The sequence below is a fragment of the Pontixanthobacter aestiaquae genome (assembly GCF_009827455.1).
In the GTDB taxonomy this organism is placed as follows: Bacteria; Pseudomonadota; Alphaproteobacteria; order Sphingomonadales; family Sphingomonadaceae; genus Pontixanthobacter; species Pontixanthobacter aestiaquae.
Genome location: NZ_WTYZ01000001.1, coordinates 266,497 through 287,272 on the forward strand (window position 1 = coordinate 266,497; position 20,776 = coordinate 287,272).

The window sequence follows — 20,776 nt, forward strand, 5'->3', positions numbered from 1 at the left end:
GCGCCGCCAAGCTTCCCAATCTCGCCATAGACACGGCTGACTATTCCAGCGGTGTATCCACCCGCATCGCCGCGCCTGCCAAGCTCTCAGCCTCAAGCAATAGTTCGTCGTCGATCGCGCCTTGCGGCACGCTCTCTCGGCCGATCATCACCATCACCGGTACGGCCAGCGGGCTGACCCGGTCCAGCTCGACATGATTGACCTGCTCGGCCGAGCGTTCGAGCAAATCGGCTAGCCGCCCGATATCGGTCAAGCGCGCGCGTGCATCGGCCCACGCAGCCTCGAGCAGGACATGGTCCGGCTCGTGTTTGCGCAGCACATCATAGATAAGATCGGTCGAGAAAGTGACCTGCTTACCGCTCTTGCGCTTTCCCGGATGTTGCCGTTCGATGAGGCCGGAGATCACTGCAACCTCGCGGAAGGCCCGGCGCAGCAGATGCGAATCCTGCACCCAATCGACAAATTCATCCGCCAGAATATCGGGCGAAAGCAATGGCCGCGGATCGGTCACCGGCTGCAAACCCCACACCCCAAGCGAGTAATCATTGGCGACAAAGCCGCCCGGCTGAAGCCCGCGATCCTCCATCCGCCGTGTAATCAGCATCCCCAGCGACTGGTTCGCATTCCACCCCTCGAACGTGTAATAGACCGTGTAATGCCGCTTCGAATGCGGAAAGCTCTCGACCAGCAATTGCCCCGGCGCGGGCATCTGGCTGCGCCAGTCCTGCACTTCCAGCCACTCGCGAACATCATCAGGAAAACGCCCCCATCCCGCACGGTCATCCAGCAAGGCACGAACCCTGTCCGCCAGATGCGTACTAAGCGGCATTCTTGCGCCGCCATAGGACGGGATCATCGCCGATTTCTTGGAAGCGCGCACGAACACATCCATGTCCTTGATCTGCTCAACCTCCAGACTGGTGCCTGCGAAAGCAAACGTATCGCCGGGTGATAGGCTCGCCGCAAAGCGCTCCTCAACCCTGCCGAGTGAGCGGCCATTCTTGAAGCGCACATTCAGCATCTCGCTATCGATGATAATCCCGGCGTTGAGCCGGTGCCGTGCCGCATGTTCGGGGTGCGTCAGGCGCCAAGTGCCATTCTTGTCGCGCGTAATCCGCTTGAACCGGTCATAGGCCTTGAGCGAATATCCACCCGTTTCAACAAACCCCAGCACCCGCTCCCACAAGGGCTGGTCAATTCCGGCATAGGGAAGCGAAGACCGAATTTCAGCGAGCAAGGCTGCCTCATCAAATGGTGCAGCACAGGCGCAGGCCATCACATGCTGCGCAAGAACATCAAGGCCGCCATCGCGGAAGTCTTCTCCGTCGCGCTGCCCTTCCTCCACCGCATCCTTGGCCGCAATCGCCTCGAGAAACTCGAACCGGTTGCCAGGCACCAATAGCGCGCGGCTGCGCTGGTCGAGCGTATGATTGGCGCGGCCAATACGCTGCAGCAGGCGCGACGATCCTTTGGGCGCGCCCATTTGCACCACGCAGTCAATATCCCCCCAATCGACCCCCAGATCGAGACTCGCGGTGGCCACGAGGGCACGCAGTTCGCCTCGCGCCATCGCTCCTTCCACTTTGCGCCGCGCCTCGCGCGAGAGCGAGCCATGATGGATACCGATCGGCAATTGCTCGTCATTCGCCTCCCACAGGTTCTGGAAGATAAATTCGGCAAGGAAGCGCGTATTGGTGAAAATCAGCGTGGTCTTGTTAGTGCGGATCTGTTCGTAAAGCTGGGGGATCGCCCATGTCGCCGCATGGCCGCCCCAGGGCACCCGTTCCTCTTGCGGCAAAAGTATCTCGAGATCGGGTTCAGCCCCTTCCTCCCCGATCACCAGCGCGACCTGATCGACATCTCCCCATGGCGCGAGCCAGGCCTGAAAAGCTTCCGGATCAGCAACCGTGGCCGACAAGGCGGCGCGCTGCATATCGGGCGCAATGGATTGCAGGCGGGACAGGCACAGTGCCAGCAGGTCGCCGCGCTTGCCGGTCGCAAAAGCGTGCACCTCGTCGATCACGATGCGCTTAAGGCCGCGGAACAGGTCAAAACTGTCGGGATAGGACAGCAGCAGCGACAGCGATTCAGGCGTGGTCAGCAAAATATTAGGCGGCTTACTGCGCTGGCGTTTCTTCCGGTCCGACGGCGTATCACCGCTGCGCGTTTCGATCCTGAGCGGTAGCCCCATCTCCTCGACCGGCGTGACCAGATTGCGCTGCACATCATGCGCCAGCGCCTTGAGCGGCGAGACATACAGCGTATGCAATCCGTCTGGCGCGCCATCAGCGCCAAATTCAGACGGGCAGAAATCAGCCAACGTCGGCAGAAATCCGGCAAGCGTTTTACCTGCGCCTGTATCCGCTACCAACATCCCGTGCTTGCCCGCTTTTGCCGCCGCAAACATATCGCGCTGATGCCGACGGATCGTCCAGCCGCGACCGGCAAACCAGTCTTCGATTTCGTGCGGGATAACGGCCTTGCTCATTACGCCGATATGAGCAGCTTTAGCACCGCGATGAAAGCGTGCTCATCGCTTTACTGTAAACGCAGCAATTCGGCAGGCACTCTGCCGGGTTGCCGCAGGGCCGATTGCAGCAAGGCAATATGGACGTTGCAGGCACCATTTGCCTCGGCATCGCCCAGCGCCTCGTCAACCGCATCGCGTGACAGGCTGGTGCTGTCGATGATCTCACCCACGACCCAGCCGGGCACCGATGCCTGTGCCGCCCCCCCTGCATTCGCATCGCGATCAAGCAGTCCCTGCTGAAGCAGGTTCCACGCAAGGCTCCGTTCACGGTCACGCAGCTCTGTGCTCAGTTCAACCGCATCGTCCACTTTGCCGCTAGTCAGGAATGCCGCACAGGCCGCATCGCCCGCGCTTCTCGACTCGCGCAACAGGTCGAGCTGGAGTTGTTTTATCTTGAGCAGATCCTCGAACCCGGCTTTGACGACTGCCTGCATCGTCAGCGCCCGAACGGCGCTTTCTGCGCTCAAAGAACTATCCCGTGAGAACACCATGTCGCTGCTGTCGAGACGCGCGGCGCTACGTATCAAAGACCCTATTTCGCTGTTGAGTTTCTCAACGTTCTCATATGTAGCATCGGGACCAAAAAGCTCTATCGCAAAGATGTCTGCCTGCTGCTGCATCTCAGGAGAACCGTCGAAAGCCGTCTCAAAGATTGGGATCTGACTTATCTCGGGGCTCTCCGAATCTCCACAATAGCGCAGCGGGATCGAGATCAGGAACAAGACGAACAGCAATCGAATGGCCCCTGGCACAAAGCCCGTTACGCCTTCTTCCAGCGCCGCGACCTTGCGCGGTTCCAGATAGGACTCAAGCTCCGGATAATACTCGCGCACCCCCGCAATAAGCTTGTGCATTGCGGTCCCGTTGACCTTGGCCGCATGCCACCAGCGATACTCACCGGGTTCGCTCAAATACATCCATGCTTTGTGGTTCGGATGGTCTTGCTGGGTAACAGCCTCATGGTACCGCATCCCGCGCAGGCGCGCATTCAGCCACGACAAAGCAGGACGTTCGGTCAGCTTTCCTTCTTCGACTGTCCAGTTGAAGGCGTTGCTCGCCTGCTCAACCAGCGGAGCCGAGCGAGGCCACGCTTCGGCCAACATATCCGACAGCCAGTAATCAATCCCTTGCTCGGTCTGCAAGTCGGCCTTGCCAGCATAATCCAGGACATTATCGAGCGCAGCCTGCGCTTGCTCGAATTCCTCCCACTCCATGGCATCATCAGACCGCTCACCATCAGGGAACAGCAATCCGGATAGTTCCTTATATGCGAGACCAACGGGGTCGTGCCGGGGCGAGCCTGCGACGACATTAAGTTCCGGGCTTGCCTCAGGAACATGGCCTTGCCCGAAACTGTCCAGGCCAGGCGGACCGAACGGATCGACGCCAAAACCGATTAAGTCTGCCGCGCTGAACTCGACATCGAAATCGAATGAACCGTCATCGTCGTAAGTGTCTTCGCCGTAGCTCTCATCGTCTTCCGCCGTGTCATCACGGACATTGAAGCCGGCATTCGACAACGCATAGTCGCGCGCGGCGCGCAGGTCGGAAAAAGCGGCGATTTCTTTGTCGATATCGAGCGATTTCAGCTTTTCGGCATAGGCCTTGCGGATAGCGCCCTTGTCGTCGGTCGCCTCGATGCCCAACACATTCCACGGCCAGCCGGTCATAGTGGCGGATTGGCCTCGATCTCGTCCAGCGCAGCGAGCAACTGTTTGCGCGCATCGGCAATGATGCGCGGATCCTGCTTGTCGAGAGCGCCTTTGAAAGCAGTAATCCACCTGCCAATCGCATCGCGTACGTCGCCGGTGAACCCTTCGTAGCACCGCTCGGCGCGCGCCATCGCAGCGATATTTTCCGCCTCGTCGCGCGGGTGGGTTTTGAGTTTCTCTAGCGCTTTGCGGCTCGAAGCGATCTCGCTCTTGCTGCGTTTGTCTTCCTCGTCGACGATGACGAGATTTTTGGTCAGACCAGTCGACGGGACATGCACATCGACTTCCAGCAATCCGCTGGTGTCATAGGTAAAGCGCACCTCGACAATTTCCTCGCCGCGCGGTTTGGCGGGAACACGAACCGACATTCCGCCCAATTTGACGTTGTTCTTCACGTCGCGGGCTTCGCCTTGATAGACACCCATTTCAATCCGGGTCTGGTTCGCCTGCATGGTGCTGTATACTTGCATCCGGCTGACCGGGACGGGAGTATTCCGCTCGATAATCGGAGAGAATATCCCGCTATGAATCTGTCCGTGCGCATCTTCATCGCTGCTATCGATGCCCAGCGTGAAGGGCGCAACATCGGTGATGCGGATTTCTTCCAGCCCCTCGTCGTTGGAGAGCAAGCCCGCCTGAACCGCCGCGCCCAGCGCTACCGCATGATCGGGATGGACCGTGTGATTGGGGAAACGGCCAAACATCCGCGTCAGCGCTTTGCGCACCACCGGCATGCGGGTGGAGCCGCCGACCAGAACAACTTCGCTGAGGCTTTTCACATCGATCCCGGTATCGCGCAGAGAGCGTAGCACCGGATCGCGCAAGCGGCGGATCAGCGGCTCGACAGTTTCTTCAAATTCTTCGGTAGTGATCCGGGTGGTGTAGGCTTGGTCATTGATCGTGATCGAGAAATCTGCCTCATGCGCGGTAGTCAGCGCGCGGCGGCATTGTTCAGCCGCCTGAGTCAGCAGCGCGTTCTTTCTGTCGGCAGGCATGACCGCAAGCTGATCGTCCGCGTCCAAGCGCGGCTGCGCCAAAGCCACCAGTGCAGCATTGAAATCATCGCCGCCCAAACGATTGTCACCAGCAGAGGCGCGCACCTCCACAATGCCTTCGAACATCTCGACGATGGAGACATCGAATGTCCCCCCGCCCAGATCGAACACCAGAAACGGCTCCTGGTCGCCGCGATCGGTCAAGCCGAACGCCAGCGCGGCGGCGGTCGGTTCATTGATCAGGCGTTTGACATCCAGCCCGGCGATCTCGCCAGCCCGCCGTGTTGCGCGCCGCTGCCGCTCGTTGAAATAGGCCGGAACGGTAATCACCGCCTCGGTCGGACGCTCGCCCAGCGCCGCCTCGACATCATCCATCAATGACACAAGCACCATCGCCGACAGTTCTTCGGCGCTGAAATCACGCTTGCCCAGCGTTGCCCGCGCCTCGGTGCCCATCATCCGCTTGAAACTGGTCACGGTTTCGCCCGGATGCGTTGCAAAGCGATCCAGCGCGGATGCGCCGATCCACGTCTGTCCGCTTTTATCAACGGACACGGCCGATGGCGTCAGCACGTCACCCAGCGCATTGGGCACCAGTTCAGCCTCGCTATCGCGCCAAATCGCAACGGCACTGTTGGTGGTGCCCAAATCAATTCCAACGAGCATCAAATGTCCTGTCTAATAGTCCGGTCTCGTGCCGGAGGGACAAAGGCAGCTATGCCAGCATAGTCGAGGCGGCACTTTATTCCTCGATCAAGCCAGCATCGCCATCGAATGCTTCTTCCTCAGTTCCAAACGCATCGCCGGCTTTTGGAGAAATTACAGCCCCTTCTACTTCCTCTGCGGAAATACCGAGCAACTCTGCCAACCGGCGGCGCTCAGTACTCGACAAATCTTCATACCCTCGTTCCGCTGGTAGCTCAGCCATTGCCTGTTCGATGGCGCCTTCCATATTTGTGAAACTACCCATCATCTGCGGTAGCGCCTGCATAGTCGCTGACATGACCTGCGGATCGGCCATCAGCACCATCGATTCCCGCGCATAGACTTCCCCCGTCGGTGTTTGGAAAAAAGTCGATATGTCTGCCAATTGGCTCTCGTCGAAACGCACTGCGTAGGCTTTGGAGAGTCCCTCGCGCATGGGAGGCTCCATCGCGACAAACAGATCGCCCATATTGCCCAGCACTACGCCAAGTATTGCATCAGTACGGCGGTCCCAAGCGGGATCGAGCATCGACAGAACTTCAGCTTGCTCGTCTTCGCCCAACGCACCGACCGTTTCCTCGTCAACCGCCAGACGCGTCGATAGAATGAAGCTTGGCTCAGAGAACATCGCCATCATCGGGCGCATCATCTTGTCCATCATGCCGCCCATCATTTCGCCGTAGAAACCTTCGGGCATCATAGTGCTCACAACCGCCGTAGCTGCGGGAAGGCGCGCTTCCTGTTCTTCAGTAAGCGGCTCCGATTGAAACAAGCCGCCCAACATCGCAGCGATCGCGTCCATGCTCTCATCGCCCACTTCTTCCGATGCTGCGCCAGCTTCCTGCGCTGCCAAAGGAGTCGATAACGCCAATGCACCTAGTGCGATGCCAGTGGTGAGTTTCTTCAACATTTTCAAACCTTCCTATGAATTCTCCGTGGCGTATTAGTGCCCGACGCTTTCGCCGCGTTCAAGGCCAGATAGCGCAAGCTGCTCGTCGATCTGCGCCATCAGACGTTCGAGACCCGCTTCGCTTTCGCTTTCTGCGCGTGCAACCAGCACATCCTGCGTGTTCGAAGCGCGCAGCAGCCACCAGCCATCATCGGTGGTCACGCGAACTCCGTCGGTCCCGTCAACTTGTGCCGGACTGTTGGCGAGCCGTTCTTTCACTTCATCGATCGCTGCAAATTTGCGGCTCTCATCGACTTGAAAACGCATTTCGGGCGTATTGATCATATTGGGCATCGCGCCGCGCAATTCAGTGACGGATTTACCCAGCCGCGCAGCCGCTGTAATCAGCCGCACACCGGCATAAAGCGCATCGTCATAGCCGTAATATTCATCGGCAAAGAACACATGGCCGCTCATTTCACCTGCCAGAGGCGAACCTGTTTCCTTCATTTTGGACTTAATCAGGCTGTGCCCGGTCTTCCACATTACCGGCTTGCCGCCATGCGCCGATACATGATCGAACAGCGCGCGCGATGCCTTCACATCGGCGATAATGGTGGAGCCGGGCATCCGCTGGAGCAGTTCTTCGGCATAGATCATCAGCAATTGATCGCCCCAGATCACCCGCCCTTCACCGTCTATCGCACCGATCCGGTCACCATCACCGTCGAATGCCACTCCGAAATCGAGGTTCTTCTCCGCGACCAGCGCGCGCAAATCCTCCAGATTCGCTTCAACAGTGGGGTCAGGATGATGGTTCGGAAAATTCCCGTCGACATCGGTGTAGAGAAGGTGGTGTTCGCCCGGCAAACGCGCGGCAAGCTTCTCCAGCGCGGGGCCAGCGGCGCCATTGCCATTGTCCCAGCCGACTTTCAGGCCGGCAAGCGCCGACTGGTCGATATCGCCAAAACCGGCGACCAGCCGGTCGATATATTCGTCCAGAATGTCACGGTCTTCCACGCCGCCGACACCGTCGATCCAATCGCCCGCTTCGGCCATGCGCCCGATAGTCAGGATGTCCTCGCCGAAGAACGGACGTCCCTGAAATACCATCTTGAAGCCGTTATAATTGGCGGGATTATGGCTGCCGGTTATCTGAATGCCGCCATCCACATCATTGGCTGACGCAGCCGCGTAATACAGCATCGGGGTTGGCCCCATACCCACCCGCACAACGTCACAGCCGCTGCCATTGAGTCCCTCGACCAGAGCGCTTTCCAGAATGGGCGAACTGACCCGCCCATCATAGCAGACAGCCACTTTCGACCCACCGGCCCGCTTTAGCAGTGTCGCGAAACTGCGCCCGATGGCGCGCGCATCATCCGGCCCCAGCGTCTCCCCAATAATGCCGCGAATATCATATTCGCGCAGGACGGTCGGGTCGAAATTATGGTTCATAGGGGTATCCTAAGGCTTGTCGTGTGATGGATAGGGAAGTTCATTGATGAGCAAATCGCGCGCGGCATTGGCTTCATGAACCTGCTCGCTTGTGCCGCCTTTATCCGGATGGACCATGGCGATGAGCTGCTTATGCGCGTGCAGCACTTCCTGCCGTGTCGCATTCTCGCGCACGCCGAGCAGCTTGCGCGCTTTGAACAATGCCTGCGCCCGGGTACTTTTACCCTGCGCGAATTGCCACGGCCATTTGCCGAAGACGAGCTTGCAAGCGAGGCTCGCGAGCAGCGCGATGAGGGCAAATTTCCACATAGGTTAGGCCAGCTCCAGCTTAGGCTCTGACTTGGCATGATCCGGCAGGTTCAAGCTGGCCAGCAGCGAACGCATTTCCTGCCGCGCGACCAAATGGCTTGTGCCAAGTTCGCCGAGATGCCCCTTGTCGAGCAGTGTAAAGCCTGATGGAAACAGCTCCCGATAGATCACCCGTTCGGAAAGGCCCTTCGCCACGCGAAAACCGGCGCGTTTTGACAGTTCACCCAGCGCGCGTTCGATGCGCTGCATATTGCGCGCTTCGGTATGGCCGCTGCGATTGCGCACCACGACCCAGTCTATTTCCTTGCGCTGTTGGATCGCCCGCATCTTGCGCGTTTCCCAGATCAGCTCGGCATAGAATGACAGGCGGCGGACTTTGAACGTCTCCGAATCCACCTGCCCGATCAGATCGAAATCGACGAAGCTGTCATTCATCGGCGTGACCAGCGTATCCGCTTCAGTTGCAGCGTGGCGCGCAAACAGATCGTCGCGTCCAGGCGTGTCGACGATCAGGAAATCCATGCCCTCGCCCATTTCCGCCGCCATGGCGTCAAATTCTTCAATCGTCTCGCCGTGAAATACAGCGCAGCGGGCGGTCGGCAGGTCGATCCCGCGTTTGGCGGTTGTCTCAGCGCGGTTCTCGAAATAGCGGTCCATGGTCCGTTGCCGCGGATCGAGATCGATCGCTGCCACGCGCGCGCCCTGATAGGCCAGCGCTACCGCGACATGCACCGCTGTGGTCGATTTACCCGTTCCGCCCTTTTCATTCGCGAAAGTGATCCGGTGCGGCGTGGTATCTGACAAAGCGCTCATCCTGTTTTAGGCCCGGAACTGCCCGAAACTGGGTGTTAGCCGGGTTGTTTTGGCATCCCTAGCACGGCTAGAGGGTATCGGCATTTTACTACCGGAGGGTTTCACCCCGTGCAAACGATCACACGGCGCGACATGTTGAGAAAAAGCGTTGCCGAATTGCGCGAAGACGGCGCGACAGTTGCGCTGGTGCCAACGATGGGGGCGCTGCATGACGGGCATCTCACATTGATGCGCGAGGCGGCGAAGCTGGCCGATCATGTGGTCGCGTCGATTTTCGTAAACCCCACGCAATTCGGCCCGAATGAGGATTTGGACGCCTATCCGCGTCAATTGGCCGAGGATTCGGCGATGCTCGAGGGCGAAGGCGTGGCGCTGCTGTGGGCACCAACCGTCGATGAAATGTATCCCGAAGGCTTCGCCAGCAACATCTCGGTCGAAGGTGTCAGCGCGAATTTTTGCGGTGCGGACAGGCCGGGGCATTTCGACGGGGTTGCCACGGTCGTGTGCAAGCTGTTCCATCAGGTCTTGCCCGATATTGCTTGCTTTGGAGAGAAGGATTGGCAGCAGCTGGCCGTCATCCGGCAAATGGCGCGCGATCTCGATCTGACCAGGCCCTTGGCCAGCGATATCATCGGCATTCCGACCGTGCGCGAGCCGGACGGCCTCGCGATGAGCAGCCGCAACCGCTATTTGAATGCCGAGGATCGCGCCGCCGCCGCTACGCTCCCGCGCGAAATGCGCGAAGCCATCGCCCGGATCGAAGATGGCCAACATGTCGGGCGGACTTTGGCTGCGCTGGAAGACGCGCTGCTCGGCGCAGGCTTCAGCTCCGTCGATTATGCAGATCTAGCCGACGCGGCGAGCCTCGCCAAACTGGATGAACTGGGGAACGGCCCCGCCCGCCTTCTGGTCGCCGCACGGATCGGGGGCACACGCCTGATCGACAATATGGGGGTTCTCAGCGGCGGCTAGAGCTCTGCTGCGTTTTTAATCAGCTTGCTTGGGTTTGCCTTTGGGATAACCCGATTTGCCTTTGAACTTTACCTTGCTCCGCTCAACGCGGGGACCGCGCTGTTTGACGGGCTCCTTCCCGCCAGGCTTGCCGGACTTGTCACGGTCCCATTTGCCCGCGCGAACCTTACCGTCATCACCATCACGTTTGGGGCCGCGATCGCTCTGTGGTCCGTCATAGCGCTTCTGTCCGTCACTCTCATGCTTGCCCTTGCGATAGGGTTTTTTGCCCTGACGGTTATTGGGTCCCGTTCTGGGGCCCCCTTTTTTGGGACGGGCATTATGGCGGGCCTGCTCGCGCGGGCCGCCTTCGGAGCGTTCGATATGCACCGGACGGTCCTTGTCGTCATTCTCCGCCGTGCGCTTCACAGCATCTTCGAACTTGTCGGCAATATTGGCCGGGACCTGGAAGAAGGTCTCGTCACCGCCAATGCGGATCGCGCCGACTTCGTTGCGCGTGATATGGCCCCGGCGGCAGAGCAGCGGCAGCACCCAGCGCGGATCGGCATTGTGACGGCGGCCGATATCCATGCGGAACCAGACCGTGTTTTCGAAACCGGGACGATGGCGCTCTTGTTGCGCTTCCTGCCGCGCTTCGGGGGTATTCGCGATCAGCTCTTCGGGCTGCGGCATCTTGGCGCGGTGCGATTGCACCAGAGCCGCTGCGATATCTTCCGCCGAACGCGTTTCCAGCAGCTTGCGGCCGAGTGCGAGATCTTCCTCATCCGCTTCAACCGGAGCCAGCAGCACTTCCATCAGACGCTCGCGGTCCTGCGCGCGAATGGCTTCGGGCGTCGGTGCGCCTACCCAATCGGCCTTGATCTTGGCATTGCGCAGCATCGATTCGACGCGGCGGCGGCGCGGATACGGCACGAGGATAACCGCCGTACCCTTTTTGCCCGCACGGCCGGTACGCCCCGAACGGTGCTGCAACGCCTCGGCATCGCGGGGCACTTCAACGTGAATCACCAGCGTGACACTCGGCAAGTCAATGCCGCGCGCAGCAACGTCGGTCGCCACGCAGACGCGCGCACGGCGATCGCGCAGAGCCTGCATCGCCTGGTTGCGCTCCTGCTGCGAGTGCTCGCCTGACAGAGCGACGACACCAAAGCCGCGCTCCTGCAAGGTCGCATGCAAACGCCGGACAGCGTCACGCGTGGCGCAGAACAGGATTGCTGTTTCCGCCTCATGGAAGCGCAGCAGATTGACGACGGTGCTTTCGATTTCGGACGGCGGGATCGTCACCGCTTGATAGGAAATATCGCCGTGCCCGCGATCATCGCCAACGGTCGATATCCGCAGCGCATTGTTCTGATAGCGCTTGGCCAGCGACACGATAGATTTGGGCATTGTCGCCGAGAATAACAGCGTGCGGCGGCCTTCGGGCGTGCCATCGAGTATCGCCTCAAGCTCCTCACGGAAGCCCATATCGAGCATCTCGTCGGCTTCATCGAGGACGACAGTTTTGAGGGCAGAAAGATCAAGCGCGCCGCGTTCCAGATGGTCGCGCAGACGGCCCGGCGTGCCGACCACAATCTGTGCGCCGCCGCGCAAGGAACGGCGTTCTTTCGAGGCATCCATCCCGCCGACACAGGTCGCAATCCGCGCGCCTGCTTTGGAATAGAGCCAACCGAGCTCGCGGCTCACCTGCAACGCCAATTCGCGCGTTGGCGCAATCACCATTGCGAGCGGCTGAATGCCGTATGGCACAGCCCCGCTATCGCCGAGCATCTGCTCAGCCATGGCGAGACCGAAGGCCACGGTCTTGCCTGATCCGGTTTGCGCCGAAACGATCAGATCGCGGCCAGCCGCTTCCTGTTCGATAACGGCGGCCTGTACGGCGGTAGGCTTCTCATAACCGCGTTCGGTCAATGCATCGCCAAGGATTGGCGGAAGGTCGGTAAAACTCATGGGACTCGCAATATTGATGGCACGCCAGATGGCGGCGGAGGGCCGCCGGGCGCACTAAACCAGCGCGCATCAAACGGTCAAAAAAGCGCCCCTACACGCTTTATCCCGGTTTGGCTCCTCATTTTTGTGCAAGTGCGAAATGGAGGGGGATGTCATTGTATTAGCACCCTCGAAAAACCGATATTTTCCTACAAGGCATCACTCTGGTAGCCCCTCGCCAGCTCTTTCCCATCGTCGATCCCAAAACCCATAGCGCGTTCGCGGCTTCATTCGCGCGAACTCGCCAGAGTGGCGGGGGCTGCCCTTGGTGTCGCTTTCCGAAATAGAGCCGTAAACAGTTGAATTGAATGCCGAATAAGTACGAGACCAAAAGCGACACACTGTCGCCTTTGTCGCCCATCTGTCGCTTTGGCACTCTCAGACACGCCCCCACAATGCGGTCGCTGCACAGTGGTCACCCTACAAGGTCTGGCGCCGCTTCTGACGTGCGACGATGGGCATTATGGGAATACCGGCGGGCGCGCAGGTTCCCATGCCAAAAAAGAAGTTGCTGGAGGTCTGGAGCGGGTAAGGGGAATCGAACCCCTCTAGCTAGCTTGGAAGGCTAGAGCATTACCACTATGCTATACCCGCCCGCTGTGGGGAGGCGCTTTCGACCACAAATGCGGATTCGTCAACGCCCTTTCCCGTTCGCAAGCAAATCTAACTTGTTCGTATGGCGATATTGACTAGCTGCCACTTGTCCCGGAACACGTACCCGAACAAGAAAGCTCGCCACCACATGCGCCGCCTGACTCATCTCGAACGGCTCGAAGCCGAAAGCATCCACATTATGCGCGAAGTTGCCGCAGAGGCGGCCAAGCCGGTAATGCTCTATTCAGTCGGCAAAGACAGCGCAGTCATGCTCCATCTGGCGAAGAAAGCCTTCTATCCCTCGCCGCCGCCCTTCCCGCTGCTGCATGTCGATACAACGTGGAAATTCAAGGACATGTATGCGCTGCGCGAAAAATCCGCAGCTGATGCCGGGATGGACCTGCTGGTCTGGCAAAACCCCGAAGCCAAAGAGCGCGGGATCAACCCGTTCGATCACGGCGCGCTGCATACCGATATGTGGAAGACGCAGGGGCTGAAGCAGGCGCTTGACCATTATGGTTTCGATGCTGCGTTCGGCGGCGCGCGGCGCGACGAGGAAAAGAGCCGTGCCAAAGAGCGGATTTTCAGCTTCCGCACCACCAATCATGGGTGGGACCCGAAGCAGCAGCGCCCCGAATTGTGGAATCTCTACAACGCCAAGAAAGCCAAAGGCGAGAGCATCCGCGTTTTCCCGCTGAGCAATTGGACCGAACTCGACATCTGGCAATATATTATGGCCGAAAATATCGAGATCGTGCCGCTCTATTTCGCCGCACCGCGACCGACTTTCGAATATGAAGGCGGTCTGTTTATGGCGGATGATCTGGACCGGCTTGAAGCAGTGATGGGGCACCGGCCCGCAATCACCGAACGCTCTGTTCGCTTCCGCACGCTCGGCTGTTTTCCACTGACCGGTGCGGTAGAGAGCGAAGCATCCACCCTCGCCGAAGTCGTGCAGGAAATGCTTCTCACGACCACCAGCGAACGTCAGGGCCGGGTCATCGACCAGGATGAAGGCGGTGCCGGGATGGAGAAGAAGAAGCAGGAGGGGTACTTCTGATGACTACCCCCGTTTACGAAACCGACGCGCTGATCGCGGACGATATCGATGCCTATCTCGATCAGCATCAGAACAAATCGCTGCTGCGTTTCATCACCTGCGGCAGTGTGGATGATGGCAAGAGCACGCTGATCGGCCGATTGCTCTACGATTCCAAAATGATCTTTGAGGACCAGCTCGCCGCGCTCGAAAGCGACAGCAAAAAGGTCGGTACACAGGGGCAAGAGATCGACTTTGCCTTGCTGGTGGATGGTCTCGCGGCGGAACGTGAGCAGGGCATTACCATCGATGTCGCGTACCGCTTTTTTGCAACCGAGAAACGCAAGTTCATCGTCGCCGATACGCCGGGCCACGAACAATATACGCGCAATATGGTCACCGGCGCATCGACCGCCGATTGCGCGGTGATCCTAGTCGATGCCCGCAAAGGTATGCTCGTCCAGACGCGGCGGCATAGCTATCTCGCGCATTTGCTCGGCATCAAGCATCTGGTGCTGGCGGTGAACAAGATGGATCTGGTCGGCTACGATCAGGCCACATTCGACCAGATCGTCGCCGATTATTCGGCCTTTGCCAAAGAGATCGGGATCGAAAGCTTCACGGCCATTCCGATCTCCGGCTTCAAAGGCGACAACATCACCGCCGCGCCTTCGGACAACACGAGTTGGTATGACGGGCCATCGCTCATCAGCCATCTCGAGAATATCGAGATTGCCAATGTCGCAGCGCAGGAAAAATCGTTCCGGATGCCGGTACAGTGGGTTAACCGGCCCAATCTCGACTTTCGCGGTTTTTCCGGCCTGATTGGCAGCGGCTCGATCAAGCCCGGCGATACGGTTCGTGTGGTCCCGTCAGGCACAACCAGCACCGTCAAATCAATCGTTACCTTCGATGGCGAGCTGGATGAAGCGGTTGCCGGGCAATCGGTGACTATCACGCTTGCCGACGAGGTTGATTGCAGCCGCGGCGATGTGATCGCCGCCGCCGACAATCCGCCTGAGGCATCCGACCAGTTCGAAGCAACATTGGTGTGGATGGACGAGGAAGCGCTCAAGCCAGGGCGCGGCTATTGGCTGAAGCTGGCGAGCCAATTGGTCACCGCGACAATCCAGGAACCGAAATACGAGATCAACGTCAATAATGTTGGAGGTTCTGGGGAGAAGCTCGCAACAAAAACGCTTGAGCTCAACTCCATCGGTGTTGCCGAAGTTCACACCGAACGCCCGATTACCTTCGAGCCTTATGACAATAATCGCGCGCTCGGCGGCTTTATTCTGGTCGACAAGATCACCAACGCCACCGTTGGCGCGGGCATGCTGCATTTTAGCTTGCGCCGGGCATCGAATGTCCATTGGCAGGCAACAACGATCACGCGCGATCATCATGCCGATCTGAAGAACCAGAAACCGCGCGTATTGTGGTTCACCGGTCTCTCCGGCTCGGGTAAATCGACAATTGCCAATGCGGTCGAACAGCGCCTCAATGTGATGAACCGCCATACCTTTCTGCTCGATGGCGACAATGTTCGCCACGGGCTGAACAAGGACTTGGGCTTTACCGAGGCCGACCGGATCGAGAATATCCGCCGCGTGGGCGAAGTCGCCAAGCTGATGACCGATGCCGGTCTGATCGTGCTAACCGCCTTTATCAGCCCGTTTCGTGCCGAACGTGATCTGGTGCGCGGGATGATGGAAGAGTGCGAGTTTATCGAAATCTTCGTCGATACGCCGCTGGACGTGGCCGAGCAACGCGATGTGAAAGGTCTCTACAAGAAGGCGCGTAGCGGCGAGCTCAAGAACTTCACCGGTATCGACAGCCCCTATGAGGCACCCGATGAACCCGAGATCCGTGTAAACACTGTGGAGATGACCGTCGAAGAAGCTGCGGATCATATCATCAGCCAGATCATGCCTCTCAAATGAGTCAGGCTGTGAGCGCTGATCCATCAACCATGAATGACGCCGAACTGGCAGCGCATCTGGCTGTTGAAGCTGGCACGGTTCTGCTCGATGTCCGTGCGAGCGGCCAGTTCGAGGGCAAGGCTCTGGGTGACGCAGGTGACGAAACCGCCAATCGTTACCTTGTGGATGCTCTGCGTACATTGCGGCCCGATGACGGGCTATTGTCGGAAGAAAGCAAAGATACCGACGAACGTCTGTCCAAGTCGCGCGTCTGGATCGTCGATCCGGTCGACGGTACGCGCGAATATGGCGAAGGCCGCAGCGATTGGGCGGTCCATGTGGGACTTGCTATTGACGGCGTAGCCGTAACTGGCGCAGTCGCTTTGCCGGGTCTGGATGATGGGATCGTGCTGCGCAGCGACTTGCCCTTACAGAACATGGAATTCTCCGACACACCGCGCTTGGTCGTTAGCCGCACGCGTCCGGCCCAGGAAGCTGTCGCGGTTGCCAAATCCATCGGCGGTGAACTTGTGCCCATGGGGTCTGCCGGCGCCAAAGCCATGGCCGTGGTGCGCGGTGAAGCGGAAATCTACCTGCATTCAGGCGGGCAGTATGAGTGGGATAGCTGCGCTCCGGTGGCGGTTGCGCTGGCCAATGGCTTGCATTGCTCGCGGATTGACGGATCGCCGATGCTGTACAACCAGCGCGATACCTATTTGCCCGATCTACTGATTTGCCAACCGGAATGGGCGGACAGGGTTCTCAAACTGGTGCGCGAAGGCGCGGGTGCGGGCACCGATTAGTCTTCGGCAGAGACCTGCTCGACCAGCGTAGGTGTTTCATCCTCAGGATCAGGCAGAGCCAATTCGGCAGGCACTGCAATGGCCACATCGACACGGCGGTTGAACGCGCGGCCTTCCTCATCGGGTGAGCCATCGGGTTTGGCATTGGGGCGCGCCGGGTTCTGTTCACCGATAGCGATGACAGTAATGCGGCTTTGCGGCACGTTCCTTTCAACCAGCCAATCACGCACGGCTTCAGCGCGGTTCCGCGCCGCACGCATATTGGCAGCGTCTGTGCCTTTGGAATCGGTATGCCCGCTCAGGACAATCGGGCCGCCTGCCTCAAACTGGCGGGTTTCGAGCACCGCCTCAAGTTCGGCAATGGCTGTATCGCTCAGATCGGACCCGCCTTCGTCGAAAGATATGCGGGCGTTCAAAGGCTGCAATTTGATAACTTCCTGAGCCACATCCGAATCCTCGCGGATGATCGATACCCCTTCCGATTGCTCCGGGTCAGGCGCTTCGCCAAGCGTTGCGGTTGGTGACGGTTCAGGTTCGGGCTCGGCGCGCTCACTGGTGCAGGCCGCCATTGCAAGCGCAAGCATAATCGCCAGCGGTGCGCGGTAAGTCATAGTGATAGTCCTCATGTCGTTTGCACCTTGCCGGTGGCACGCTCTGCCTTGCGAGCGGCCACTTCCTCAGGTGATTTCGCCTTGGGAGGCGAGAAAGTAATAATCGTATCGCCTGCACGCGGTTCCGGCTTCACCGCGTGAGTGAAGAACCGCATCCGGCCATTATCGCGCAGCAGGAGCAGCATATGTGCCGCCTCCGGCAGCTTGGCTTGCGCGTCTTCAAAGTCGAACTCGTCGGACAGTGTGGTCTTGCGGAAAATCCAACCTTGCTGGCTGCGCTCGATCACGTCGGACATGCCGAAACCGGCTTCAAACAAAGCGCGGCCGCGAAGCGACGGCGGAATAGCATGCTTGTCATCCTCGGCCGTCGAAGCACCTAACTGATAAACCGAATCCCGCCCGATCTCGTGCGCGAATTCGTTGCAGACTAAGGTGTTGTACGCTTCATTATCGGTCGCCGCGACAAGCACCTGATACGGCGCGAGATCCAGATTATGCTCGGTCGCTTCGTTCAAAATTTCACCGTGATAGAATGGCAGTCCGGCTTTACGAGCTGCACCCAGCCGCTGCCAACTGGGGTCAACGATCATCACCGGCGTCTTCAGAGCGCGCATCTCTTCGGCCAGCGTGATTGTCCACGGCGTGCTGCCGACAATGAGCAGGCCAGGCCGCGTATTGCCTTTTACGTTCAGCCAACGCGCAACAATGTTAATGGTGAAACCATGTGCGATGATTGTCGTAACTACCACTGCGAAGCTTAGGCCAATCAGAATGTTGCCATCGGCGTAACCCAGCTCGGTAAGGCGCAGGGCAAACAGGCCGCAGATCGCGACCAGAACGATCCCCCGGGGCGCGATCCATGCGAGAAACAGGCGCTCGTTCCATGGCACTGAGCTAAACGCGAGGCTAAGCAAGATCGTGGCGGGCCTGACGACGAACAGCAGACCAAGCAGGAACAGAATAAAGCCCGGATTGATCCGCGGATCGATATAAGCGAGATCGTCAATCGAGAGCGATGACGACAGCAGGATGAAGATGCCGGACACCAGCAATACCGCGATGTTCTGCTTGAACGGGTGAATGCTGCGCAGGCTCGATACGTGCATATTCGCGAGTGCTATGCCCATGACGGTCACAGCAACCAGGCCGGCCTCGTGCTCGATCTTGTTTGAAACAACAAACACGGCAACCACCGTAGTCAGCAGGACTGGCACTTTAAGATATTCGGGGATCGCGCCGCGCGGGAACGCCCACGCAATAGCCTTGGCCGCCGCATAGCCGAGCAGGCCGGCGATAATGGCCGCAAAGATCATTGGCGGAACGACTTCGAACAAGGTGGCGCCTGGGCGCTCGCTGATCATGCGGAAATATTCAAACGCGATTACCGCGCACAGGGCTCCGATCGGATCATTAACAATGGCTTCCCATTTCAGGATCGCCGAGGGGCGCGTCTGGACCGAGGATTGTCTGAGCAATGGCATCACCACGGTCGGGCCGGTCACCACCAGAATGCCGCCGAACAGAATCGCGACGGGCCAGACCAGACCGGCAAGCCACCCAGCCACACTGCCCAGCACCCAACCGATGGGTACTCCGAAGATAACCAACCGCCAGACACCATCACCGGCATGGCGGAGCTCGCGAAAGTCGAGACTCAATCCGCCCTCAAACAGAATGATCGCCACACCAATGGCCACCATCGGTTCAAGCAAATCGCCAAATGCGCGCTCCGGATTGAAGATGCCAAAAACGGGTCCGGCAAGAAAACCTGCCGCCAGCATCAGCACAATCGCAGGCCACCCTGTCCGCCACGCAAGCCATTGCGCACCAATTCCCAAGACGCCTACCAGCGCAATGACTAACGCCTGTTCTTCCATTACATGCTGGTCCCCGCCAAAGTCTCATCCACTCGATTAATGCCTATGCGGCCATTTCTGCCTTGAAAGCGAGTCAATTCTTTATAGAAATCAATCACCTTCAAATTGCATCAATGCCGACACCGTGACCCCAGCGTCATGCAGTGCTCTCGCACCGCCCAGATCGGGAAGGTCGATCACGAACAATGCATCATCGACTGTGCCGCCCGCCATGCGGAGCAATTGCACCGCCGCTTGCGCTGTCCCACCTGTAGCAATCAGGTCATCAACAATCACGACCCTCTGATCATCCGTGATGGAAGTAGGATCAATTTCCAGCCTGTCTGTACCATATTCGAGCGCATAATCGACGCCGATCGTCGCCACCGGCAGCTTGCCAGGCTTACGCACCGGAATAAACGGTAGTTCGAGCTCAACCGCCGCCGCTGCACCAAAGATGAAGCCCCGCGCTTCCATTCCGGCAATCGCTTCCGCTCCGGCATCTCGCGCCATACGCGCCAAATGATTGACCGTTGCGGCCAGCCCGGGTCCATTGCCGACGAGCGTGGTGATATCGCGGAACTGGATTCCGGGCTCCGGGAAGTCCGGCACGGTGCGGACCAGATCTTTCAATGTATCGGGTGTCATGCGTGCGCCTCAAACAAAACGCCCCGCGCATCGGATGGATGCGCGGGGCGGATGGTGTCCGTTATCGAACGATATGAATAATTATTTGGCTTTCTTTGGTTTAACCGCAGACCAGATTTGCTTCTTGGAGAAGTAAGCCAAAATCGTCGCAAACAGCAGGAACCCGAGAACCGGCCAGCCGGTTTGTTTGCGATCGACCAACGATGGTTCAGCCGTCCAGGTCAGGAATGCGGTGACGTCTTTCGCCATCTGATCTACCGTTGCCGAAGTACCATCGGCATATGATACCTGATCATCGATCACGATTGGCTGCGCCATCGCGAGATTGAGGTTGGGGAAATACTCGTTGAAGCTCAGGCCTGGTGGCGTCGAGAAATCAGGGTATTTCGCTTTCAACTCCTCTGATGGCTCGCCATAGCCTGTCAGCAGCGAATAGAGATAAGCAGTACCGTTCGGACGTGCCTTGGTCATCAAAGAGAGGTCCGGCGGAATCGCATTGTTGTTGCCAGCCGCTGCGGCGATGTCATTCGGATATGGCGATGGGAAGTAATCGATCGGAGTACCCGGACGCGTAATTGCCTCACCAGTATCCTGATCGATACCCGGCACAGTCCATTCTGCTGCCAGCGCTTTTACTTCGTCTTCATTGTAACCGAGATCGGCAAGATCGCGGAACGCGACGAATTTCAGCGAGTGACAAGCGGCGCAAACCTCTTTGTACACCTGATAACCGCGCTGCAATTGCGCCTTATCCCATTTACCAAAAGCACCGTCATGCGCGAAAGAAACGTCTTTCGGCTCTTTATGAAATTCATACTCGGCTGCGCCAACCTTCTCTTCAGTCGCGAAATTATACGCGCCAACAGCGAAGGACCAGAGGACGACGACAGTGAAGCCGATGCCGATTAGGAAACCACCAATACGGATCATG

General features: G+C 58.7%; 16 protein-coding genes and 1 tRNA gene. 4 read left to right on the forward strand and 13 right to left on the reverse strand.

The window, feature by feature from the left end; translation table 11 throughout:
• Window positions 1-40 precede the first annotated feature (40 nt).
• From GRI35_RS01195 to GRI35_RS01225, 7 genes are all read right to left on the reverse strand, one after another.
• The gene (locus tag GRI35_RS01195) at window positions 41-2,488 is read right to left on the reverse strand and encodes a ligase-associated DNA damage response DEXH box helicase (protein ID WP_160612335.1); all 2,448 of its coding nucleotides are present in this window, start codon (window positions 2,486-2,488) and stop codon (window positions 41-43) included.
• 50 nt (window positions 2,489-2,538) lie between these two features.
• Window positions 2,539-4,200, reverse strand: coding sequence for a hypothetical protein (locus tag GRI35_RS01200; protein WP_160612336.1), 1,662 nt, complete (start codon window positions 4,198-4,200; stop codon window positions 2,539-2,541).
• A complete protein-coding gene (locus tag GRI35_RS01205; RefSeq protein ID WP_160612337.1) occupies window positions 4,197-5,903 on the reverse strand; it encodes an Hsp70 family protein in 1,707 nt (568 codons plus the stop codon). The genes GRI35_RS01200 and GRI35_RS01205 overlap by 4 nt, the downstream gene beginning before the upstream one ends.
• A gap of 76 nt (window positions 5,904-5,979) precedes the next feature.
• Entirely contained in the window at window positions 5,980-6,852 is an 873-nt protein-coding gene (locus GRI35_RS01210; protein ID WP_160612338.1) for a DUF2059 domain-containing protein, read from the reverse strand.
• A gap of 33 nt (window positions 6,853-6,885) precedes the next feature.
• Window positions 6,886-8,289 carry a phosphoglucomutase/phosphomannomutase PgmG gene (gene pgmG / locus GRI35_RS01215; protein ID WP_160612339.1) on the reverse strand — a complete coding sequence of 468 codons (1,404 nt, stop codon included), beginning with the start codon at window positions 8,287-8,289 and terminating at the stop codon, window positions 6,886-6,888.
• Window positions 8,290-8,298: 9 nt separating this feature from the next.
• Window positions 8,299-8,598 (reverse strand): J domain-containing protein, encoded by a 300-nt coding sequence (locus tag GRI35_RS01220; RefSeq protein WP_160612340.1) that lies wholly within the window; start codon window positions 8,596-8,598, stop codon window positions 8,299-8,301.
• A 3-nt stretch (window positions 8,599-8,601) separates the two neighbouring features.
• On the reverse strand, window positions 8,602-9,411 hold the full coding sequence (locus GRI35_RS01225; protein ID WP_160612341.1) for a division plane positioning ATPase MipZ: 810 nt from the start codon (window positions 9,409-9,411) through the stop codon (window positions 8,602-8,604).
• Window positions 9,412-9,519: 108 nt separating this feature from the next.
• On the opposite strand from GRI35_RS01225, the gene panC reads away from it, so the two are divergent.
• Window positions 9,520-10,383: a pantoate--beta-alanine ligase gene (gene panC, locus GRI35_RS01230; RefSeq protein WP_160612342.1), complete on the forward strand. Its 864-nt coding sequence runs from the start codon at window positions 9,520-9,522 to the stop codon at window positions 10,381-10,383.
• A 15-nt stretch (window positions 10,384-10,398) separates the two neighbouring features.
• On the opposite strand, the gene GRI35_RS01235 is transcribed toward panC, so the two are convergent.
• Window positions 10,399-12,333, reverse strand: coding sequence for a DEAD/DEAH box helicase (locus GRI35_RS01235; protein ID WP_160612343.1), 1,935 nt, complete (start codon window positions 12,331-12,333; stop codon window positions 10,399-10,401).
• A 559-nt stretch (window positions 12,334-12,892) separates the two neighbouring features.
• Window positions 12,893-12,966 (reverse strand) — tRNA-Gly (locus tag GRI35_RS01240).
• Between the two features lie 82 nt (window positions 12,967-13,048).
• On the opposite strand from GRI35_RS01240, the gene cysD reads away from it, so the two are divergent.
• The 3 genes from cysD to GRI35_RS01255 are packed head-to-tail and all read left to right on the forward strand — an operon-like array spanning window position 13,049 to window position 16,730.
• Window positions 13,049-14,026 carry a sulfate adenylyltransferase subunit CysD gene (gene cysD / locus GRI35_RS01245; RefSeq protein ID WP_160612344.1) on the forward strand — a complete coding sequence of 326 codons (978 nt, stop codon included), beginning with the start codon at window positions 13,049-13,051 and terminating at the stop codon, window positions 14,024-14,026.
• Entirely contained in the window at window positions 14,026-15,948 is a 1,923-nt protein-coding gene (cysN, locus tag GRI35_RS01250) for a sulfate adenylyltransferase subunit CysN (RefSeq protein WP_160612345.1), read from the forward strand. Before cysD ends, cysN begins: the two co-directional genes overlap by 1 nt.
• Before the next feature lie 29 nt (window positions 15,949-15,977).
• Window positions 15,978-16,730, forward strand: coding sequence for a 3'(2'),5'-bisphosphate nucleotidase CysQ (locus tag GRI35_RS01255; protein WP_160614676.1), 753 nt, complete (start codon window positions 15,978-15,980; stop codon window positions 16,728-16,730).
• Here the strand turns inward: GRI35_RS01255 and GRI35_RS01260 are convergent.
• From GRI35_RS01260 to GRI35_RS01275, 4 genes are all read right to left on the reverse strand, one after another.
• Window positions 16,727-17,356, reverse strand: a complete 630-nt coding sequence (locus GRI35_RS01260; RefSeq protein WP_160612346.1) for an OmpA family protein — start codon at window positions 17,354-17,356, stop codon at window positions 16,727-16,729. The genes GRI35_RS01255 and GRI35_RS01260 overlap by 4 nt on opposite strands.
• Window positions 17,353-19,218: a cation:proton antiporter gene (locus tag GRI35_RS01265; RefSeq protein WP_160612347.1), complete on the reverse strand. Its 1,866-nt coding sequence runs from the start codon at window positions 19,216-19,218 to the stop codon at window positions 17,353-17,355. The genes GRI35_RS01260 and GRI35_RS01265 overlap by 4 nt, the downstream gene beginning before the upstream one ends.
• Window positions 19,219-19,308: 90 nt before the next feature.
• Window positions 19,309-19,845 carry an adenine phosphoribosyltransferase gene (locus GRI35_RS01270; protein WP_160612348.1) on the reverse strand — a complete coding sequence of 179 codons (537 nt, stop codon included), beginning with the start codon at window positions 19,843-19,845 and terminating at the stop codon, window positions 19,309-19,311.
• 81 nt (window positions 19,846-19,926) lie between these two features.
• Window positions 19,927-20,775, reverse strand: coding sequence for a cytochrome c1 (locus tag GRI35_RS01275; protein ID WP_160612349.1), 849 nt, complete (start codon window positions 20,773-20,775; stop codon window positions 19,927-19,929).
• Window position 20,776 lies beyond the last annotated feature (1 nt).

Bases quoted from the DNA above. Each gene is read 5' to 3' on its own strand.
- GRI35_RS01195 (WP_160612335.1), bottom strand. From the start codon at position 2,488: ATGAGCAAGGCCGTTATCCCGCACGAAATCGAAGACTGGTTTGCCGGT.
- GRI35_RS01200 (WP_160612336.1), bottom strand. From the start codon at position 4,200: ATGACCGGCTGGCCGTGGAATGTGTTGGGCATCGAGGCGACCGACGAC.
- GRI35_RS01205 (WP_160612337.1), bottom strand. From the start codon at position 5,903: ATGCTCGTTGGAATTGATTTGGGCACCACCAACAGTGCCGTTGCGATT.
- GRI35_RS01210 (WP_160612338.1), bottom strand. From the start codon at position 6,852: ATGTTGAAGAAACTCACCACTGGCATCGCACTAGGTGCATTGGCGTTA.
- pgmG (WP_160612339.1), bottom strand. From the start codon at position 8,289: ATGAACCATAATTTCGACCCGACCGTCCTGCGCGAATATGATATTCGC.
- GRI35_RS01220 (WP_160612340.1), bottom strand. From the start codon at position 8,598: ATGTGGAAATTTGCCCTCATCGCGCTGCTCGCGAGCCTCGCTTGCAAG.
- GRI35_RS01225 (WP_160612341.1), bottom strand. From the start codon at position 9,411: ATGAGCGCTTTGTCAGATACCACGCCGCACCGGATCACTTTCGCGAAT.
- GRI35_RS01235 (WP_160612343.1), bottom strand. From the start codon at position 12,333: ATGAGTTTTACCGACCTTCCGCCAATCCTTGGCGATGCATTGACCGAA.
- cysD (WP_160612344.1), top strand. From the start codon at position 13,049: ATGGCGATATTGACTAGCTGCCACTTGTCCCGGAACACGTACCCGAAC.
- cysN (WP_160612345.1), top strand. From the start codon at position 14,026: ATGACTACCCCCGTTTACGAAACCGACGCGCTGATCGCGGACGATATC.
- GRI35_RS01255 (WP_160614676.1), top strand. From the start codon at position 15,978: ATGAATGACGCCGAACTGGCAGCGCATCTGGCTGTTGAAGCTGGCACG.
- GRI35_RS01260 (WP_160612346.1), bottom strand. From the start codon at position 17,356: ATGAGGACTATCACTATGACTTACCGCGCACCGCTGGCGATTATGCTT.
- GRI35_RS01265 (WP_160612347.1), bottom strand. From the start codon at position 19,218: ATGGAAGAACAGGCGTTAGTCATTGCGCTGGTAGGCGTCTTGGGAATT.
- GRI35_RS01270 (WP_160612348.1), bottom strand. From the start codon at position 19,845: ATGACACCCGATACATTGAAAGATCTGGTCCGCACCGTGCCGGACTTC.
- GRI35_RS01275 (WP_160612349.1), bottom strand. From the start codon at position 20,775: ATGATCCGTATTGGTGGTTTCCTAATCGGCATCGGCTTCACTGTCGTC.